Source organism: Streptomyces sp. JN8 (assembly GCF_055808075.1).
This window is the reverse complement of sequence record NZ_CM147852.1, coordinates 3,449,663-3,469,157: the sequence shown is the minus strand read 5'-3', so window position 1 is coordinate 3,469,157 and position 19,495 is coordinate 3,449,663. Positions and strand designations below refer to the sequence as shown.

The following is a 19,495-nucleotide window of genomic DNA, read 5'->3' as shown; positions in this document are numbered from 1 at the left end:
CCGCCGCCCCCACCCCGACCGCCCCCTTTTCGTACGAGGAGAGCCATGACCGCGGTACCCCCTACCCAGAATCAGGAGCAGGCGGAGGACGAGGCGTACGACTACGACGTCCTCGTCGTCGGGTCCGGCTTCGGCGGCTCGGTCACCGCGCTCCGCCTCACCGAGAAGGGCTACCGGGTCGGCGTCCTGGAGGCCGGGCGCCGCTTCACCCGCGCGACCCTGCCGAAGAACTCCTGGGACGTGAGGAACTTCCTGTGGGCCCCCGCCCTCGGCCTCTACGGCATCCAGCGCATCCACCTGCTGGGCAACGTGATGGTGCTCGCGGGCGCCGGGGTCGGCGGCGGCTCCCTCAACTACGCCAACACCCTCTACGAACCGCTGGCGCCGTTCTTCGACGACCCGCAGTGGAAGGACATCACGGACTGGCGTGAGGAGCTGAGCCCCTACTACGACCAGGCCAAGCGCATGCTCGGCGTCCGGATCAACCCGACCATGACCCCGTCGGACGTCCACCTCAAGGCGACCGCGCAGGCCATGGGCATCGGCGACACCTTCCACATGGCGCCCGTCGGGGTGTTCTTCGGGGACGGGCAGGACGGCGACGGCACGGCGAAGGCGAAGCCGGGCGGCGAGGTGCCCGACCCGTTCTTCGGCGGGGCCGGACCCTCCCGCAAGGCCTGCACCGAGTGCGGCGAGTGCATGACCGGCTGCCGCCACGGCGCCAAGAACACCCTCAACGAGAACTACCTGCACCTCGCGGAGAAGGCCGGCGCCACCGTCCACCCCATGACCACCGTCGTCACCGTCACCGAGGACTCGCGGGGCGGCTTCGCGCTGAAGACCCTCCCCACCGACCGGCGGCGGAAGGGGAAGGGGCGGACCTTCACGGCCCGCCGGGTGGTGATCGCGGCCGGCACGTACGGCACCCAGACCCTGCTGCACCGGATGAAGGACACCGGGCTGCTGCCCCACGTCTCGGACCGGCTCGGCGAGCTGACCCGTACCAACTCCGAGGGCCTCGTCGGCTCGCAGACCACCGACCGGCGCTACCGGAAGAAGCACGGCAAGGAGCGGGCCGACTTCACCCGCGGCGTCGCCATCACCTCCTCGGTCCACCCCGACGCGAACACCCACATCGAGCCCGTCCGGTACGGCAAGGGCTCGAACTCGATGGGCGCCCTCACGGTCCTCCAGGTGCCGTACGGCGCGCACCGGGTCCGCAGGTGGCTGCTCGAACTCGTCAAGCACCCCGGGCTCGCGGCCCGCGCGCTGTCCAACCGGCGCTGGTCGGAGCGGACCATCATCGGCCTCGTCATGCAGTCCCTGGACAACTCGCTGACCACCTACCGCAAGCCGGGCGGCATCGGGAAGGGGCTGCTCACGGCCCGGCAGGGCCACGGCGCGCCCAACCCGACGCAGATCGAGGCGGCCACCCGGGCCGCCACCCTCCTCGCCGAGGAGATCAACGGCTTCGCCGGATCCAACGTCGGTGAGCTGATGGGCACCCCGCTGACCGCCCACTTCCTCGGCGGCTGCCCGATCGGCGCCGACGCGCGGTCCGGGGTCATCGACCCGTACCACCGGCTCTTCGGCCACCCGGGGATCTCCGTCGTCGACGGGGCGGCGGTCTCCGCGAACCTCGGGGTGAACCCCTCGCTGACGATCACGGCGCAGGCGGAGCGGGCGATGTCCTTCTGGCCGAACAAGGGCGAGGAGGACCCGCGGCCGCGGCAGGGCGAGGCGTACGCGCGGATCTCGGCGGTCGAGCCCAAGTCGCCCGCGGTCCCGGCCGAGGCCTTCGGCGCGCTGCGGCTGCCGTTCCTGGGGATGCCGGCGGTTCCGCCGAAGACGTCGTGAGAGGCGCGAGAGGCGCGGCCGTCGTGGGTCCGGGCAGCGCCGGGGGCCGGAAAAGGTAAGGGGCGCTGCACCCCCCTCCGAGTGCAGCGCCCCCACCGGCTTCGGTGTTGCTGCATAGATGACCCGCGATGGGTGGGGAAGGTTGTAGCGGTTGCACAGGATCTTGATGTGACGCCCGTCACACCCGAGGGCCCCGTGGCGCGATTCCGGTCGCGGCACGGGGCCCTCGGGGTCGGCACCGGTGTCAGGGCAGCGGCGGTGCCGAGCGGGGCGGCGCCGGGGGGTTGCGCCGCGTGGGAGGGGGGTCGGAGGGGACGGGGGCGGGTTCGGGTCCCCGGGTGCCGCGGGGCGGCGCCGGGAGCTTCGCACGGTGCTGGCGGTCGCGGGGGCCGCGGCCGGACGGTCCGGTTGCGGCCGACCCCGGGCGTCCCCGGGATCGACCGCTCCTTCTGGGTGACCGGGCTGCTGTCCCCTGCTGCCCGGTCACGAGCGCTGGTGCGAGGTCCCACGGCGCACCGGAGGTGCGCCACACGCCCCAGCGAAGCCACGCGTGGTTTCCTGCGGGCCCGCCCCTGGCTGGCACGGACACACGGACCAACGAAGCCGGGGCGGAGCCGGTCACGCGCCGTACGGGTGAGAGCGGGTCCGAACTCAGATGCGGGGACGCACCCGGACACGCGGGCGCGGTCTCAGATGCGCCCCCGGCACAGCTCCAGCATCGTCATCGCCAGGGCCGTGCCCGGCTTGCCGAGGGCGTCCCGGAAGTGGCCGAGGACCTCCATCTCGCGGGCCAGGTTCACCCGGCGGCCGCCGGAGGAGATCCGCGCCTCCTGGATGACGGCCGAGACGGCCATCCGTTCCTGGATCAGACCGATGATCCGGTCGTCGAGCGCGTCGATGCGCTCGCGGGCGCCGCCGATCAGCGTCGCCGCCTCGTCGGTGCGGGCGCCGGTCTTCTCGGGGGTGGCGGTGTTCGTCGTCATGGGCGGGGCTCCTGGGGGTGTCGGAGGCCCTGGGGTGAACCGGCCCGGGAACGCAGAACGCCCCGGGCTGTCAGCCCGGGGCGCCTGGGAAGTCGCTTGTCAGTTGCTCAAGCAGCACGACCATGGCAGCCGGTGGGCCGGTTGCCATAGGTAAAGACGAAGGTCGTGAGCTCGCGCATGGCGACAGTATGGACCCCCGCCACGGACCGGGGCCAATCCGGGTTCGGATGGTGAGACGAAAAGCGCCACCTGCGCGCCGGTAGAATCGACAAATAGCACCCCCCTTCGGGGGACCCTCCTCCTACCGCCGGAAGGCCGCCGTAGTGTCATCAGCGACCCCCGCTGCCGCGCCCGACGTCACCAACCCGGACGTAGTCCTCGTTGTCGACTTCGGCGCCCAGTACGCCCAGCTCATCGCCCGCCGCGTCCGTGAGGCCCGGGTCTACAGCGAGATCGTCCCGTCCACCATGCCGGTGGCCGAGATGCTGGCCAATAACCCGAAGGCGATCATCCTCTCCGGCGGCCCGTCCTCGGTGTACGCCGAGAACGCCCCCCGTCTCGACCGTGCGATCTTCGAGGCGGGCGTCCCCGTCTTCGGCATGTGCTACGGCTTCCAGCTGATGGCGACGACCCTCGGTGGCACCGTCGACAACACGGGCGCCCGCGAGTACGGCCGGACCCCGCTGCACGTCTCCCGCGCCGGCTCCACCCTCTTCGAGGGCACCCCGGTCGAGCAGTCGGTGTGGATGTCGCACGGTGACGCCTGCTCCGCCGCTCCCGAGGGCTTCGCCGTCACCGCGTCCACGGACGTCGTGCCCGTCGCCGCCTTCGAGAACGACGAGAAGAAGCTGTACGGCGTCCAGTACCACCCCGAGGTGCTGCACTCCACGCACGGCCAGCAGATCCTGGAGCACTTCCTCTACCGCGGCGCCGGCATCGAGCCCAGCTGGACCACGGGCAACGTGATCGAGGAGCAGGTCGCGGCCATCCGCGCCCAGGTCGGCGACAAGCGCGCCGTCTGCGGCCTCTCCGGCGGCGTCGACTCCGCCGTGGCCGCCGCGCTGGTGCAGCGGGCCATCGGCTCCCAGCTCACCTGCGTGTACGTCGACCACGGCCTCATGCGCAAGGGCGAGACCGAGCAGGTCGAGAAGGACTTCGTCGCCTCCACCGGCGTCAACCTCAAGGTCGTCGACGCGCAGGAGCGGTTCCTCACCGCCCTCGCCGGCGTCTCCGACCCGGAGACCAAGCGGAAGATCATCGGCCGCGAGTTCATCCGCGTCTTCGAGCAGGCGCAGCTGGAGATCCTCCAGGAGGAGGGCCCCGAGGTCGCGTTCCTCGTCCAGGGCACCCTCTACCCGGACATCGTCGAGTCCGGCGGCGGCACCGGCACCGCCAACATCAAGTCCCACCACAACGTCGGCGGCCTGCCCGACGACATCGAGTTCGAGCTCGTCGAGCCGCTGCGCCAGCTCTTCAAGGACGAGGTCCGCATGGTCGGACAGGAGCTCGGCCTGCCCGAGGAGATCGTCCAGCGCCAGCCGTTCCCCGGCCCCGGCCTCGGCATCCGCATCGTCGGCGAGGTCACCAAGGAGCGCCTGGACCTGCTGCGCGAGGCCGACGCCATCGCCCGCGAGGAGCTCACCGCGGCCGGCCTCGACCGCGAGATCTGGCAGTGCCCGGTCGTCCTGCTCGCCGACGTCCGCTCCGTGGGCGTCCAGGGCGACGGCCGCACCTACGGCCACCCGATCGTGCTGCGCCCCGTCTCGTCCGAGGACGCGATGACGGCCGACTGGTCGCGCCTGCCGTACGACGTGCTCGCCAGGATCTCGACCCGCATCACCAACGAGGTCGCCGACGTCAACCGGGTCGTCCTCGACGTCACCAGCAAGCCGCCGGGCACCATCGAGTGGGAGTAGTGGCCCCCGCTCCCTGAGCCCACCGGAGCCGTCGCCCCCGCGTCCGTCGCGCGGGGCGGCGGCTCCGTCGTCGTCCGGGCCCATCCGTGCCGTCCGGACTCTGGTGACTTGACCGGCCGGGCGTTACCTTCCGGCGCATGAGCGTGATACCGGACCCCGTTCCCGTCGACCGGCTCCACTTCGCCATGCCGCCCGTCCACGCGACGGCCGAGGAGGAACGCACCCACCGCAAGCAGCGGCTCGCCGGCGCGCTGCGGGTCTTCGGGCGGTTCGGCTACGAGGAGGGCGTCTCGGGCCACATCAGCGCCCGCGACCCCGAACTCCCCGACTGCTACTGGGTGAACCCCTTCGGGGCGCCGTTCGAGGACCTCACCGCGAGCGACCTCATCCTGGTCAACGGCGACGGGCAGGTCGTCCGGGGCGGGCAGTACGTGAACCAGGCCGCGTTCACCGTCCACGCCCAGGTCCACCGGGCCCGCCCCGACGCCGTGGCCGTCGCCCACACCCACTCGCCCCACGGCCGGGCCCTCGCCGCGCTCGGCGAACTCCTCGACCCGATCACCCAGGAGGCCTGCGCCTTCTACCAGGACCACGCCCTCTACGACGCCTACACCGGCGTCACCGTGGACCCCGAGGAGGGGCGCCGGATCGCCCTCGCGCTCGGCACGTTCAAGGCCGTCGTGCTCCGCAACCACGGGGTGCTCACCGTCGGCGGCTCCGTCGACGCGGCCGCCTGGTGGTTCATCGCCCTGGAACGCTGCGCGCAGGTGCAGCTGACCGCGCGGGCGGCCGGGAAGCCGGTCCTCATCGACCACCGCGAGGCCGTCGCGACCCGCGAACAGCTGGGCAGCGACCTCGTGGCCTGGATCAACTACCAGCCGCTCTGGCGCAGGATCAGCCGCACGGAGCCCGAACTCCTGTCGTAGCACCATCGCCTCAGCCTTCCGTACGTCAATGCGACGACACGGCAATCACTCCCCGGCGGGGCGCACGCGGCAGCGCGAAAGCCGCCGGTGCGACACAATTCCGTTGAGACAAAGGCTGGTTGACCCCATCGGGCCGCACCGGTGCGTGTCGTGAAGTGAGCTCGGGAAGTGAACACCGTGGCGGTTCAAGAGGCGAGACAGTACGGCGAGCACGCGACGGCCTGCGCGGGCTGCGCCCACTGCGGGCGGAGCGGACACCGCCGCGCCGTCGCCGCCTTCCTCGCCCGGCGCGACGAGCTCGCCGCCGGGCACGGCGTCCCCGCGGCCGTCGCCCACTCCCCGGTCGCCGCCCGCCAGTGGGTCTCCGACGAACTCGCCCAGACCGCCCGCGCGATGGCCCTCCAGGGCCGGGAGGCCGGCACGGCCTGGCTCGACCGGGTGCGGCGCGGCGGCATCGCCGCGGTCTGGGGCGCCGTCGTGGCCCTGCTCCTCGGCCAGGCCCTCACCGCCGTCGGCGCCGGCTGGACCGGCGCCCGCACCGCCGGCCTCTGCACCGCCCTGGTCCTCGCCGCCCTGCTCACCGCCGCCGCCCACGCCCACCGCTCCCGGGGCGGTCTGCTCGCCCCGCTGATCGGCGAGGACAACCGACTCTCCACCACCCGTGCCGTCGCCGCCGGCTGGCTCCTCCTCCTCGGCTACACCCTGGTCCTCCTCGCCCTCCTGGCCCCCGGCGCCGCCGCCTTCGACCTCGCCCGCGGCGCGGGGCTGCTCACCGTCCTCGCGCTGGTGTCGGCCGTCACCGTGACCGCCCGCCTCGTCGTCACGGCCGGCATCGCGGCCCGACGGCTGCAGAAGGTCCCCGCCGACCGGCCGCGCGCCGCCGACCTCCTCTGCGACGACGCCGGGCGGGCCGCGCTCGCCGACGTCCAGTACGTCCTCGTCTCCGGCTCCGTCCTGGTCCTCACCGGCGCCGCCCTCGCCCACGACCCGACCCGGCTCCCCGGCGTGCCCTGGGCGCTCGTGCTCCTCGTCGGCCTCTCCGCCGTCTGGCATCTCGCCGCGAAGTGCACCGAGGGCGTGCGCCCCGCGATCCACTCCGTGGTCCGCTCGCGGGAGGCCGGCGACCTCGACGCCCCGATCCGCACGGGCGACGACATCGAGATCCGCGGCTGCGGCTTCGTCCCCGCCGGGGCCGGCGCCCCCGACCCGCTGACCCGGCTCGTGGTCCGGATCGGCGCGGTCCACGCCCACGTGCCGCTGGTCCCGGTCCCGGGCGGCTTCGCCAACCCCACCGACGGGACCCTGACCGTCCCCCTCCCGGTCGACGTGGAACCGGGCCGGGTGGAGGTCTCCGTCGTGACGGCGGCGGGCGTCGAGACCAACCGGGTCGCCATCGACGTCGTCGATTGACCCCTCCGGCCCTCCTTCCCGTATCCCTCCGCGGGAGGTGCGAGGAGAATCGTTCCGCGAACAGTCGTACGGGGCGAGGAGAGGTGACCGACGATGACGGGACACGCGGACCGGGCGGCCGGCGGGACCGGTGACGGGGGCGGGACCGGCGACCCGGACGCCGGGGGCCGCGGCCCCTCCGGCCGGCTCGACCGGTGGAGGGCGCTCGGCACCCGCTACGCGCTCCTGCCCCTCCGGATCTTCCTCGGCGTCACCTTCGTCTACGCCGCGTTCGACAAGCTCACCGACTCCGCCTTCTTCGCCGCCTCCGGCACGGGCTCCATCGGCGAGATGATGACCGGCGTCCGCGACACCTCGGCGGTGCCCGCCCTCGTCGACCTCGCGCTCAAGAGCCCGGCCGGCTTCGGCTACGCCATCGCCTTCGGCGAGCTCGCCGTCGGGATCGGGACCCTCGTGGGCCTCTTCGGCCGGGTGGCGGCCCTCGGCGGCGCCCTGATCTCGCTGAGCCTCTGGCTGACGGTGAGCTGGCAGGTCGACCCGTACTACCTCGGCAACGACCTCGCCTACCTGATGGCCTGGCTGCCGCTGGTACTGGCGGGGGCGTCGGTGCTGTCGCTGGACCGGCTCCTCGCCGAACGGCGCCGCACGCGGTAGACGATCCAGGTCACCAGGCCGGCCGTGCCCAGGCCGCCGAAGAGGACCGGGAACACCACGTACCACGGGGTCGTCCAGGCCCCGGTGGCGTCGCCCGCGTACAGGCCGGCCAGGGCCAGGGCCGTGAGGCCGGCGATCATCCGGCCGGGCCGGAACTCATGCAGCAGCACGGGTGACCTCCACCTGTCCGACGGCGATCTCCAGGGAGAGGACCAGCGTGCCCGCCGGGGCGGTCCCGGCCGGCGGCTCCAGGGTCCGGCTCACGTCGCGGTCCGGCGCGACGTCGATGTCGTCCGGCGGCTCGCCCGGCAGCTGCAGATCCCCGAGTCCCACCTGGACGCGCAGCTTCACCACCGCGTTCTCCGGGACGACCACCTTGAGCCGGCCCGCGCCCACCTCGACCGAGGACGTCACGGTCGCGCCCGCCGGGACCGGCAGCGCCGACAGGTCGAGCGTGCCGACGCCGGTGCCCAGTTCGTAGCGCGGCTGCACGGCGGCGACCGAGGCCGGCCGCCACGTCTCGCGCATCCACTCCGTCGTGATCTGCCCGGGCACCGCCGTGGTCAGGGCGAGCAGACCGGCCGTGACCACGGTGAGGAAGACCGTGCCGAACCCGGTCCGGCCCAGGAAGCTGCTGACGACCAGGCCGAGCCCGAACACCGCCAGCGCCGCGACCAGACCGGTCTGCAGGCTCGTGCCCAGCGGCTCGCTCTCCCAGGTCAGGGAGGTGCCGATGACCGCCGCGACCATCGCGAGGAGATAGACGAGACCGCCGATCGAGTACGGGCTCCGCCGGATCGAGGGCGTGGGCCGCCCGGCAGCGGCCGGACCGGCCTTCCACCGGGCGCCCGGCTTCGGCACCTCGCCGTCCACCCGTCCGTCCTGGTCGACGATGCCCTGCGGACCCCACAGGTAGCCGACGGCGACCCGGCCCGTCGAGCCGTCCTTGACGATGGGGTCGCGCCACCACGAGGGCGACTCGACGAGCGGCGGGGCCTTCGTCTCGGGCGGGGCCTCGGCGACCGGCCGGGAGGCCGCCGCCGCGTCCGCCCGTCCCTCCGCCTCCACCGCGCCGGCCTGCCGGTGCCGCGACCAGATCGCCGCGGACGCGAGCGCGAGCGCCACCAGCAGGGCCGAGCCCAGCATCGACCCGCTGTGCAGCATCGACAGGAAGACCCCGCAGCCCACCAGCGCCATCAGCACGGCGGCCAGCGTGCCCCCGGAGACGCGGCCGGTCAGCAGCCTGCGGCCCTCGTTCTCCTCCTCGCCGTCGAGCGGGACCAGCAGCCACGCGAAGCCGTAGAAGATCAGTCCGAGACCGCCCGGCACCGCGAGCACGCCGATCACGACCCGGAAGATCACCGGGTCGAGGTCGAAGTACCGGCCGAGGCCGCCGCAGACACCGCCCACGACCTTGCTGCCGCGCGAACGCCGCAGCGGCGGGGCGGAGCCGGCCTCCACCGGTGGCGGGGCCTCGTGCTGCGAAGGCGTCGAACTCGTCATGGGTCCATGGTGACGGCCCGTGACGCCGAGCGGCACCGGGGCCGACCCTGGCCCGACCCTGATATTCGGCGCCCCGCCGCCCCCGAAGCCGTACCAGGGGCGATCTCAGGGCCGACCCTGATGTCCCGGGCGGGCCGAACGTGTGACGATCGGTGCATGTCCGCCGCCGCTCGTGTCACCGACGCCGACGAACCGCCCGTGCGCAGGCTCTACCGGAGCGCCGACGGGCGGTGGCTCGGCGGTGTCGCGCGCGGCCTCGCGGGCCACCTCGGACTGCCGGTCGTCTGGGTCCGCACGGCCTTCGTGGTCATGTGCTTCCTGGACGGCCTCGGGGTCCTCATGTACGCGGCCTTCTGGATCGTCGTCCCGCTCGGCGTGGGCGGCCGGACCGCGCCGCGCCCCGTCTTCGAGACCACTGCCGACGGGCGCCGCAGACTCCGCAAGCCCGACCGCGGGCAGCTCTTCGCCCTGGTCGTGCTCGCCATCGGCGCCGCGCTCCTCGTCGCGAACATCAGCGTCGACGGCGAGTCCGGCCGGTACGTCTGGCCGCTGCTGCTCGTCGGCGGCGGTGTCGCCCTGGTCTGGCGCCAGGCGGACAACGCCCGCCGGGCCAGCTGGACCGAGCCCGGCCGCCGCACGCGCGCCCTCCAGCTCGCCCGCGGTCTGGTCGGCGTCGCCCTGGTCGGCGCCGGCCTCGCCGTCTTCGTGGTGGTCCGCGGATCGGTCGCCCAGCTCGGCACGGCCCTCACCGCCGCGGTCGCCGTCCTCACCGGCATCGCGCTGCTCTCCGGTCCCTGGCTGGTCCGGATGTCGCAGGACCTCACGGAGGAGCGGACCATGCGCATCCGCGCCCAGGAGCGCGCCGAGGTCGCCGCCCACGTCCACGACTCCGTGCTGCACACGCTCACCCTGATCCAGCGCAACGCGGAGGACGCGGGCGAGGTCCGCCGGCTCGCCCGCGCCCAGGAGCGCGAGCTGCGGAACTGGCTCTACAAGCCCGAGGGCACCGGCAGGGACGAGGAGCCGGAGACCCTCGCGGAGGCCGTGAAGAAGGCCGCGGCCGAGGTCGAGGACAAGCACGGCGTCCCCATCGAGGTGGTCGTCGTCGGCGACTGCCCGCTCGACGAGGGCCTGGTCGCGCAGATGCAGGCCGCGCGCGAGGCGATGGTCAACGCCGCGAAGTACGGTGGCGAGGGCGGGGCCGTCCAGGTGTACGCGGAGGTCGAGGGCCGCACGGTCTTCGTCTCGGTCCGCGACCGGGGCCCGGGTTTCGACCTGGACGCGGTCCCCGAGGACAGGATGGGCGTACGAGAATCGATCATCGGCCGGATGCAGCGCAACGGCGGCACGGCCCGGCTGCGGTCCGTGCCGGGCGGGGGCACCGAAGTGGAGCTTGAGATGGAGAGGGCGGACGGATGAGCGACGAGACCGTGGACGCGACCGGAACCGAGGCGGGGGCGGCGGGCACCGGACGCCGGGTGCGGGTGGTGCTCGTCGACGACCACCGGATGTTCCGTACCGGCGTGCAGGCCGAGATCGGCCGCACCGAGGTCACCGGAGTCGAGGTGGTCGGCGAGGCGGCCGACGTCGACCAGGCGGTCACCGTCATCACGGCGACCCGTCCCGAGGTCGTCCTCCTCGACGTGCACCTCCCGGGAGGCGGCGGGGTCGAGGTGCTCCGGCGCTGCGCGAGCCTGATGAGCGCGGCCGAGGACCCGGTGCGCTTCCTCGCCCTGTCCGTCTCGGACGCCGCCGAGGACGTCATCGGGGTGATCCGGGGCGGTGCCCGGGGCTACGTCACCAAGACCATCACCGGGACCGACCTGGTCGACTCGGTCTTCCGGGTCCAGGAGGGCGACGCCGTCTTCTCGCCCCGGCTGGCCGGCTTCGTCCTGGACGCCTTCGCGTCGACGGACGCGCCCCCGGTGGACGAGGACATGGACCGGCTGACCCAGCGGGAGCGGGAGGTGCTGCGGCTGATCGCCCGGGGGTACGCGTACAAGGAGATCGCCAAGCAGCTCTACATCTCGGTGAAGACGGTCGAGTCCCACGTCTCGGCGGTGCTGCGCAAGCTCCAGCTCTCCAACCGGCACGAGCTGACCCGCTGGGCCACCGCCCGGCGCCTGGTCTGAGCCGGGCAGCTCACCGCATCCGGGCAGCTCACCGCATCCGCGCCGCTCAGCCCACCCGGGTCGCTCCCGCGAAGGGCATCTCGTCGATGGGGGCGATCCGCACCGGTGCGCCGGGGCGGGGGGCGTGGATCATCTGGCCGCCGCCGATGTAGAGCCCGACGTGGCTGATCCCGGAGTAGAAGAAGACCAGGTCGCCGGGGGCGAGCTGGGAGCGGGACACCCGCCGGCCCGCGTTGATCTGGGTGTAGGTGGTGCGCGGCAGCGTGACGCCGGCCGCCCGCCAGGCCGCCTGGGTGAGGCCCGAGCAGTCGTAGCCCGAGGGGCCGGTCGCCCCCCAGACGTACGGCTTGCCGAGCTGGGCGCGGGCGAAGGAGACGGCCTGGGAGGCCCGGCCGGCGGGTGCGGTCACCGGGGCCCGGTCGCCGCTCTCGCCGCTCCTGCCGCCCGAGGACCGGTCGGCCCGTACGGCGGCGGGCGCGGCGGCCGGGTCCGCGGCGCCCGTGCGGGCGTTCCCCGTGGAGGTGTTCCGGGCCGTCTCCGCGGCCTCGTACCGGGCGCGCTCCTCGGCGGTCAGCCGGGCGAGCAGGGTCCGGGCCGCCCCGAGCTTGCCGACGACGGCCGCCTTCTGCCGCCGCAGCTCCGCCTCGTGGCCGCGGAGCGACTCCAGGCGGCCCGCCGACTCGCCGCGCAGCCGCTGCACGGCGGCGAGCTCGTGCCGTACGGCGTCGACGGCGACCGCCTGCCGGTCCGCGGCCCGCTCGGCGCGCGCGGCCCGGTCCAGGTACTGGTCGGGGTCGGAGGTGAGGGCCAGCTGGACGGCGGGGTCGAGGCCTCCGGACCGGTACTGGGCGGCGGCCATCGACCCGAGCCCGTCCCGTGCGGTGTTGAGCCGCTGGGTCCTGCGGGCGGCCTCGTCGCGCAGCCGCTCGAAGGCGGCGCGGGCCTGGTCGGCCTTCTCCTTCGCGCCGTTGTACCGCTCGGTCGCGACCTCGGCCTCCTCGTAGAGGCGGTCGACCTTCTCCCTGACCTGGGCGGTGGTGGGACGGGGCTCTGCGTGCCCGGACCCCTCGAAGAGCGTCGCGGTCGCGGCGGAGGCGAGGGCGAGGGTGGCGGCGGTGCGGCCCGCCTGGCCACCGAGGGGGGACTGCCGGGGTTTTCGGTGTGCTGCCACGAGGGCGCGTCACATCCTCTGCCTGGGGGACACGGGCCCGCCGGGCCGGCGGCGGGCCGCACAGGGGAGACGGACCGCCGCCGGGTTCTCGGCGGGATGACCGGCAACCGCCGGATCGCCGACGGTGGTGGGGAGCCGATCACCTGGTGAAGGACGCTAAACCTGGGGTCACGCCCCGGCGGGGTGATGACCGCTATTGGCGACACTTGGCCGCCGGTGACCGATGCCGTTCGCCCGGGACGCCGGGTCGGAGGGCATCGCGGCGATCCTGCGACCGAAGCGCGGGAGTGGGTGGACCCGGCCGGAAGGCGGTGCTAGAGCCCCCGTTAGGCTCCGGCCCATGGACGTCCTCATCAATGTCTTCGTCGCCCTGCACATCATCGGTATCGCCTCCCTGCTGGGCGGCTTCCTCACCCAGATGAAGGCGATGGGGGCCGGCACGGCCCGCTTCAGCCCCGCGATGCTGCACGGCGCGCTCACCATGCTCGTCACCGGCGTCGCGCTCGTCGGCCTGAACCAGGCGGACGACCAGACCGTCAACAACCTCAAGGTCGGCATCAAGCTCGGGATCCTCGTCGTGATCCTCGCCCTCGTCTACGTCAAGCGCGACGAGGAGCGGGTCGACAAGGGCGTCTTCGCCGCCGTCGGCGGTCTGACCACGGCGAACATCTTCATCGCGACCCTCTGGACCTGACCTCCGGGGCCCGGCCCGGCACCCCTCCGGGCCGCGCCCGGCCGCCCCGGTGTGACCGGTACCGCAGCCCCTCGGGGAAGGCGGCTCCCGAAGGCGGGCCCGGATGTCGGTGGGGCGTCCTAGACTCGTGAGGCGATGAGCAGCCTCTTTGACGACAGCTTCCTGGCCGGCCTCCAGAACCACTCCTCGGAGGAGCCCCCGCCCCACCCCGAGGACCACGAGCACGGCTCCCCGGCCGGCGAGGACGTCCCGCACGACCTCTTCGGGGAGCACTTCGACGTGCCCCCGCCCGCCCGGGACACCCACTACCGCGACGGCGCCCCCCGCCCCGTCGTGGACACCGCCGCGCTCCTGGAGGGGCTGAACGAGCAGCAGCGCGCCGCCGTCGTCCACACCGACACCCCGCTGCTCATCGTCGCCGGCGCCGGATCCGGCAAGACCAGGGTCCTCACCCACCGCATCGCCCACCTGCTGGGCACGCGGCACGTGCACCCCGGCCAGATACTGGCGATCACCTTCACGAACAAGGCCGCCGGCGAGATGAAGGAGCGCGTCGAGCAGCTCGTCGGCCCGCGCGCCAACGCCATGTGGGTGATGACCTTCCACAGCGCCTGCGTCCGCATCCTGCGCCGCGAGTCGAAGAAGCTCGGCTTCACGTCCTCCTTCTCGATCTACGACGCGGCGGACTCCAAGCGCCTGATGTCCCTGGTCTGCCGCGACCTGGACCTCGACCCGAAGAAGTTCCCGCCGAAGTCGTTCAGCGCCAAGATCTCCAACCTCAAGAACGAGCTGATCGACGAGGAGACCTTCGCCGACCAGGCCGTCGACGGCTTCGAGAAGACGCTCGCCGAGGCGTACCGGATGTACCAGGCGCGGCTGCGCGAGGCCAACGCGCTGGACTTCGACGACATCATCATGACGACGGTCCATCTGCTCCAGGCGTTCCCGGACGTCGCCGAGCACTACCGCCGCCGCTTCCGGCACGTCCTCGTCGACGAGTACCAGGACACCAACCACGCCCAGTACACCCTGGTGCGGGAGCTCGTCGGCACCGGCTACGAGGACCTCGGCCCCGCCGAGCTGTGCGTCGTCGGCGACGCCGACCAGTCGATCTACGCCTTCCGCGGCGCCACCATCCGCAACATCCTCCAGTTCGAGGAGGACTACCCGGACGCGACGACGATCCTCCTGGAGCAGAACTACCGCTCCACGCAGACGATCCTGTCCGCGGCGAACGCCGTCATCGAGCGCAACGAGTCCCGCCGCCCCAAGAACCTCTGGACGAACGCCGGCGCGGGTTCGCAGATCACGGGCTACGTCGCCGACACCGAGCACGACGAGGCCCAGTTCGTCGCCGACGAGATCGACCGGCTCACCGACACGGGCGCGGCCAAGGCGGGGGACGTCGCCGTCTTCTACCGGACGAACGCCCAGTCCCGTGTCTTCGAGGAGATCTTCATCCGCGTCGGCCTGCCCTACAAGGTCGTCGGCGGCGTGCGCTTCTACGAGCGCAAGGAGGTCCGGGACGTCCTCGCCTACCTGCGCGTCCTCGCCAACCCCGAGGACAACGTGCCGCTGCGCCGCATCCTCAACGTCCCCAAGCGGGGCATCGGCGAGCGCGCCGAGGCGATGATCGACGCCCTGTCGCTGCGCGAGAAGATCACCTTCCCGCAGGCCCTCAAGCGGGTCGACGAGGCGTACGGCATGGCCGCCCGTTCGGCCAACGCCGTCAAGCGGTTCAACGCCCTGATGGACGAGCTGCGCACGGTCGTCGAGTCCGGCGCCGGCCCCGCCGTCGTCCTGGAGGCGGTCCTGGAGCGGACCGGCTATCTGGCGGAGCTCCAGGCCTCCACCGACCCGCAGGACGAGACCCGGATCGAGAACCTCCAGGAACTCGCCGCCGTGGCGCTGGAGTTCGAGCAGGAGCGCGGCGAGGAGCCCGCCACCCTGGCCGAGTTCCTGGAGAAGGTCGCGCTCGTCGCCGACTCCGACCAGATCCCGGACGAGGACGAGGAGGGCCGGGGCGTCATCACCCTGATGACCCTGCACACCGCCAAGGGGCTGGAGTTCCCCGTGGTGTTCCTGACCGGCATGGAGGACGGCGTCTTCCCGCACATGCGCGCCCTCGGCCAGGCGAAGGAGCTGGAGGAGGAGCGGCGCCTCGCGTACGTGGGCATCACTCGCGCGCGGGAGCGGCTCTACCTGACGCGTTCGTCGATGCGCAGCGCCTGGGGCCAGCCCTCGTACAACCCGGCCTCGCGGTTCCTGGAGGAGATCCCGCCCGCCTACCTGGAGTGGAAGCGGACCGGTCCGATGGTGAAGCCCGCCGGGCCGACCTCGGGGCTCACGTCCTCGCTGTCCTCCTCGCGGTCCCGCTCGGGCCCGTCCGGCTTCGCGACCCGGCGCGCGGGGGAGAAGCCGGTGATCTCCCTCCAGGTCGGCGACCGGGTGACGCACGACCAGTTCGGGCTGGGCACGGTCATGACGGTGACCGGCGCGGGTGCGGACGCCCAGGCGACGATCGACTTCGGCGACGAGAAGCCGAAGCGGCTGCTGCTGCGGTACGCGCCGGTCGAGAAGCTGTAGCGGTACGGGCGTACGGAGAAGGGCCCCGGCGGGAAGCCGGGGCCCTTCTCCGTACGCGTCCTCGGGGGTTCAGGTCGTCGGGTCGAGACCGTGGGTGCGCAGCCAGGCCAGCGGGTCGATGGCGTAGCCGCCGCCCGGCCGGACCTCGAAGTGGAGGTGCGGGCCGGTGGAGTTGCCGGTGTCGCCGGAGTACGCGATGACGTCGCCGGCCTTCACCTGGCCGTAGCGGATCTTGGCGCTGCTGAGGTGGCAGTACCAGGTCTCGGTGCCGTCCGGGGCGGTGACGATCACCATGTTGCCGTAGGCGCTGTTGATCTGGGTGCGGACGGTGCCGTCGGTCGCGGCCATCACGGGGGTGCCGGTCTGCACGGGGAAGTCGATGCCGGTGTGCACGGACATCCAGTTGACGCCGGACTGGCCGAAGCGCGCGCTGAGCCGGTGGAGTTGCACCGGAAGCGCGAACTTGGGACGCAGCGCCTCCTTGCGGGCCGCCTCCTCCTCGCGCTTCTTCTTGTCCGCCGCCTGGCGGGCCTTGAGGTCGATGCGCTCCTGGGTGCGGCTGGCGCGGTCGCCGAAGGAGCGGGCGTCGGCGCTGAGCGCGGCGAGCTGGGTGTCGAGCGCGTTGTTGGCGGCGACCTGCTTCACGGACGCCGGGTCGGCGGCGGCGAGCGCGGTCGTGTCCTCCTTCTTCGCGTTCTCCGCGCCGGCTCCGGTGAGTCCGCCGACGGAGGCGGCGGCGATGCCGGCGACTCCCATCACGCAGGCGGAGGGAACGGCGACGGTCAGCAGGGCGGACCGCTTGGCGGGAGTGCGGCGGCGGCCGCGGCCGCCGCCGGAGGGGGAGCGGCGCACGGGCCGGCCGGCGGGCGGGGCGTCCGTGCGGACCTCGACGGCGGGCTGGTCGTCGTACCCGGGGTCGGCGTCCTCGTGGGCGCGGCCCTCGTGATCGTCGGCCGGTTCCTCGTGGTCCTCGTGGTCACCGGCGTCGACCCGGTCGTGGACGGGGTCGGCCTCGTCCGGCTCCGCCGCGGTGCCCGCCTCGGCGTCGGGGACGTACGCGAACGCGAACTCCGCGGTGTGCTCGGGGCCCGGCGTGTACTGGTGGGGGACGACCGGCTCGGCCTCGGGGGAGGCCGTGTTCCACGCGGTGGCGTCGTAGGCGCCGGTGTCGGTCGCGAAGGCGGGGGCGGCCCACTGGCCGGTCGCGTCGTAGGACTCGTACCCTCCCCCGAACTCCGTCGGGGAGGCGCCCCCCGCCCCCTGGGCGGCGTAGGCGGCGTGGACGGTCTCGTACTGGCCGGTGTGCTGGGCCTCGGTCCAGGCGGAGGCGTCCCACTGGCCCGTGGCGTCGTACGCGGGGGCGGTGCCGTGCTGCGCGGTCGCCGTGTCGTACGGCCCGGTCGTCGTCTCGTACGCGCCCGTCGAGGTCGTGTACGTGCCGGTGGTGTCGTAGGCGCCGGTGGTGTCCCACTGCCCGGTGGTGTTCCACTGGCCGGTCGTGTCGTAGGCGCCGGTGGCCTCGTAGGGCGCGGTGGCCGTGGCGGTGGTGTAGTGGCCGGTCGTGTCGTACGTGCCGGTCGCGTCGTACTGCGTGGTGTCGTACTGCCCGGTCGTCGTGCCGTACTGCTCCGCCGTCCCGTACGTGCCGGTGACGTCGTATCCGCCGAGGTTCCACTGTCCGCTCTGGTCCGCCCCGCCGTCGCCGTAGGCGCCGAAGAGAGGGTCGGTGGCGTAACTGCCGGTGGAGTGGGCGCCGTCTCCGACGTACCCGGCGTGGGGGTGCTGGTCGTTCACCAACGTCTCTCTCGCCTCGGCAGCAGGACCAGTCCGGGGCGGGCCCGACGAGGGGTGTCCCGGGGGTAAGCAGTGGCGCGACTGTACCCGGCGGTATGCGCAGCCGACAATCTTCGGCGGGGTTCGCGCCCGTAGGAAACGGGCAATCGGCCGTGTTTCGCCAGCTCACGGAGAGAGCTTTGGCCTTGTGTTCGAGGGACGTTCGAAGAACGGTCGCGGAGTGTCACGCCACGGACGTGGCGCCCGGCTCCTCCGCGGACGCTCCCGGGGCCTCGGGGCCGTCCGCGTCGAGGGCCTCCCGGACCCCGGCGGCCACCGTCGGGTGCACCGGCAGCGCGAGATGGCCGATGCCGCTGACCCGCACGTCGTGCACGAGGAGGTCCGGGTGGTCCAGTCGCGCGGTCTCCACCGGCGCCATGATCTGGTCCATGTCGCTCCAGAAGCTCACGAACCTGGTCCGGCAGCCCGGCGACGGCGCGGCGAGCTCCCGCAGCACCTCCGAACCCGGTCGCATCTGCCGCACCAGCGGATGCGCGTCCGCGAGCGGTGCGACGGTCGTGCCGGAGTGCGGGGTGCCGAGCGTGACCAGGGTGCGCACCCGGCTGTCGCCGCCCAGCCGCTGGACGTAGTACCGGGCGATGAGCCCGCCCAGGCTGTGGCCCACGATGTCGACCTCGGCGTGGCCGGTGCGGGCGCGGATCTCGTCCACGCGGCGCCCGAGGAGCTCCGCGGCGGCCCGCAGGTCGCAGGTGAGCGGAGAGTAGTTGAGGGACTCGACGCAGTCACGGCCGTTCCGGGTGAGGGACCGGCGCAGGACGACGAAGACCGAGCGGTTGTCGACGAAGCCGTGCAACAGGAGGACGGGGCGCCGGCCGGGGGCCACCGACGGCGCGGGGGCGGGCGCGAGACGCTCGGCCACGATCCCCGAGGGGTACAGCACGAGGTGCCCGGTGAGGATCGCGAGCTCCAGGGCGGTGGCCTTCATGAGGGCGGTGACCTTGGTGAACTCCACGGACGACCTCCCGTACCGCACGCGGGGCCGAACGGTACGGCGGTGCGCCGCACTCCCGCGCCGTACGGACGGCGGCACGGAGGCGCGGCGACCTCGTCGCGGCTCCCTTCGCGACCGTGCCCCGCTTGCGGCTGGTGGGCCCAGGAGGAGGGCCCGAAAGCGGGGTACGACGCAGAGCGAACATGTCCCACGTGTGATTTCCCCCTCGCTCGCCACCGCGAAACAGCCGGGTGCGGGATGCTGGGGATAACGTTCGTTCACCTCCCCGGCAAAGACGCGCGGGGGTCGCATGTGGAGGCAGTGATGGGTGTGACCGGTCCGATCCGCGTGGTGGTGGCCAAGCCGGGTCTCGACGGCCACGATCGCGGGGCCAAGGTGATCGCGCGGGCACTCCGCGACGCCGGTATGGAGGTCATCTACACCGGTCTCCACCAGACGCCCGAGCAGATCGTCGACACCGCGATCCAGGAGGACGCCGACGCGATCGGGCTGTCCATCCTCTCGGGCGCGCACAACACGCTGTTCGTGAAGGTCCTGGAGCTCCTCAAGGACCGCGACGCCGAGGACATCAAGGTCTTCGGCGGCGGCATCATCCCCGAGGGGGACATCGCGCCGCTGAAGGAGAAGGGCGTCGCGGAGATCTTCACCCCGGGCGCGACGACCGCGTCCATCGTCGACTGGGTGAACGCGAACGTGCGCGTGGCCGCTTAGTCCGTTCGGGTGATTCGCGCGTCCACGCGGCGCCGTGCACCTCGACGCGGTCGCGGGCGGTCGGCGGGCGACGCCGCCCGGCTCGGTGGGCCCTTCCCCGGGGAAGGGCCCTTCGTCCTGCCGGGGCGGGAGTCCCCCGGGAGGGA

The 19,495-nt window shown here is 73.2% G+C and carries 16 protein-coding genes; 10 read left to right on the top strand and 6 right to left on the bottom strand.

The genetic code is table 11. The features are described 5' to 3' along the window. Positions 1-45 precede the first annotated feature (45 nt). A complete protein-coding gene (locus tag ACY0MR_RS14950; protein ID WP_404079389.1) occupies positions 46-1,857 on the top strand; it encodes a GMC oxidoreductase in 1,812 nt (603 codons plus the stop codon). Between the two features lie 689 nt (positions 1,858-2,546). Here the strand turns inward: ACY0MR_RS14950 and ACY0MR_RS14945 are convergent. Further along, positions 2,547-2,840: a chorismate mutase gene (locus ACY0MR_RS14945; RefSeq protein WP_361855094.1), complete on the bottom strand. Its 294-nt coding sequence runs from the start codon at positions 2,838-2,840 to the stop codon at positions 2,547-2,549. A gap of 323 nt (positions 2,841-3,163) precedes the next feature. Between ACY0MR_RS14945 and guaA the strand changes: the two genes are divergently transcribed. The 4 genes from guaA to ACY0MR_RS14925 all read left to right on the top strand — a co-directional run bounded on the left by guaA (position 3,164) and on the right by ACY0MR_RS14925 (position 7,746). Beyond that, complete coding sequence (gene guaA / locus ACY0MR_RS14940; protein WP_473561135.1) at positions 3,164-4,756, top strand: glutamine-hydrolyzing GMP synthase; 1,593 nt, start codon at positions 3,164-3,166, stop codon at positions 4,754-4,756. 137 nt (positions 4,757-4,893) lie between these two features. Continuing rightward, positions 4,894-5,682, top strand: coding sequence for a class II aldolase/adducin family protein (locus ACY0MR_RS14935; RefSeq protein WP_361855100.1), 789 nt, complete (start codon positions 4,894-4,896; stop codon positions 5,680-5,682). A gap of 177 nt (positions 5,683-5,859) precedes the next feature. Then, the gene (locus ACY0MR_RS14930; RefSeq protein WP_473561132.1) at positions 5,860-7,092 is read left to right on the top strand and encodes a hypothetical protein; all 1,233 of its coding nucleotides are present in this window, start codon (positions 5,860-5,862) and stop codon (positions 7,090-7,092) included. A 93-nt stretch (positions 7,093-7,185) separates the two neighbouring features. Then, positions 7,186-7,746 carry a DoxX family protein gene (locus ACY0MR_RS14925; RefSeq protein ID WP_388792790.1) on the top strand — a complete coding sequence of 187 codons (561 nt, stop codon included), beginning with the start codon at positions 7,186-7,188 and terminating at the stop codon, positions 7,744-7,746. Here the strand turns inward: ACY0MR_RS14925 and ACY0MR_RS14920 are convergent. Continuing rightward, positions 7,656-7,916, bottom strand: coding sequence for a hypothetical protein (locus ACY0MR_RS14920; protein ID WP_073910442.1), 261 nt, complete (start codon positions 7,914-7,916; stop codon positions 7,656-7,658). The genes ACY0MR_RS14925 and ACY0MR_RS14920 overlap by 91 nt on opposite strands. After that, positions 7,903-9,249 carry a PspC domain-containing protein gene (locus tag ACY0MR_RS14915; RefSeq protein WP_388792794.1) on the bottom strand — a complete coding sequence of 449 codons (1,347 nt, stop codon included), beginning with the start codon at positions 9,247-9,249 and terminating at the stop codon, positions 7,903-7,905. The genes ACY0MR_RS14920 and ACY0MR_RS14915 overlap by 14 nt, the downstream gene beginning before the upstream one ends. Positions 9,250-9,405: 156 nt before the next feature. Here ACY0MR_RS14915 and ACY0MR_RS14910 point away from each other — a divergent pair, with 156 nt between their 5' ends. Together ACY0MR_RS14910 and ACY0MR_RS14905 are read left to right on the top strand one after the other, a co-directional pair. Continuing rightward, positions 9,406-10,668 (top strand): PspC domain-containing protein, encoded by a 1,263-nt coding sequence (locus ACY0MR_RS14910; protein ID WP_473561130.1) that lies wholly within the window; start codon positions 9,406-9,408, stop codon positions 10,666-10,668. Next, the gene (locus ACY0MR_RS14905; protein WP_148005820.1) at positions 10,665-11,381 is read left to right on the top strand and encodes a LuxR C-terminal-related transcriptional regulator; all 717 of its coding nucleotides are present in this window, start codon (positions 10,665-10,667) and stop codon (positions 11,379-11,381) included. Before ACY0MR_RS14910 ends, ACY0MR_RS14905 begins: the two co-directional genes overlap by 4 nt. Positions 11,382-11,427: 46 nt before the next feature. Here the strand turns inward: ACY0MR_RS14905 and ACY0MR_RS14900 are convergent, their stop codons facing one another. Then, positions 11,428-12,552, bottom strand: a complete 1,125-nt coding sequence (locus ACY0MR_RS14900; RefSeq protein ID WP_473561128.1) for a C40 family peptidase — start codon at positions 12,550-12,552, stop codon at positions 11,428-11,430. Positions 12,553-12,892: 340 nt separating this feature from the next. Here ACY0MR_RS14900 and ACY0MR_RS14895 point away from each other — a divergent pair, with 340 nt between their 5' ends. Together ACY0MR_RS14895 and pcrA are read left to right on the top strand one after the other, a co-directional pair. Next, positions 12,893-13,246 carry a hypothetical protein gene (locus tag ACY0MR_RS14895; RefSeq protein ID WP_361855117.1) on the top strand — a complete coding sequence of 118 codons (354 nt, stop codon included), beginning with the start codon at positions 12,893-12,895 and terminating at the stop codon, positions 13,244-13,246. A gap of 135 nt (positions 13,247-13,381) precedes the next feature. Next, the gene (pcrA, locus tag ACY0MR_RS14890) at positions 13,382-15,832 is read left to right on the top strand and encodes a DNA helicase PcrA (protein WP_473561127.1); all 2,451 of its coding nucleotides are present in this window, start codon (positions 13,382-13,384) and stop codon (positions 15,830-15,832) included. 69 nt (positions 15,833-15,901) lie between these two features. Here pcrA and ACY0MR_RS14885 read toward each other — a convergent pair whose 3' ends face one another. Together ACY0MR_RS14885 and ACY0MR_RS14880 are read right to left on the bottom strand one after the other, a co-directional pair. Then, complete coding sequence (locus tag ACY0MR_RS14885; RefSeq protein ID WP_473561125.1) at positions 15,902-17,629, bottom strand: M23 family metallopeptidase; 1,728 nt, start codon at positions 17,627-17,629, stop codon at positions 15,902-15,904. Between the two features lie 220 nt (positions 17,630-17,849). Continuing rightward, positions 17,850-18,611: a lipase family alpha/beta hydrolase gene (locus ACY0MR_RS14880; RefSeq protein ID WP_473561794.1), complete on the bottom strand. Its 762-nt coding sequence runs from the start codon at positions 18,609-18,611 to the stop codon at positions 17,850-17,852. Positions 18,612-18,941: 330 nt separating this feature from the next. Here ACY0MR_RS14880 and ACY0MR_RS14875 point away from each other — a divergent pair, with 330 nt between their 5' ends. Continuing rightward, positions 18,942-19,349 (top strand): cobalamin B12-binding domain-containing protein, encoded by a 408-nt coding sequence (locus tag ACY0MR_RS14875; protein WP_030318509.1) that lies wholly within the window; start codon positions 18,942-18,944, stop codon positions 19,347-19,349. Positions 19,350-19,495: the final 146 nt, after the last annotated feature.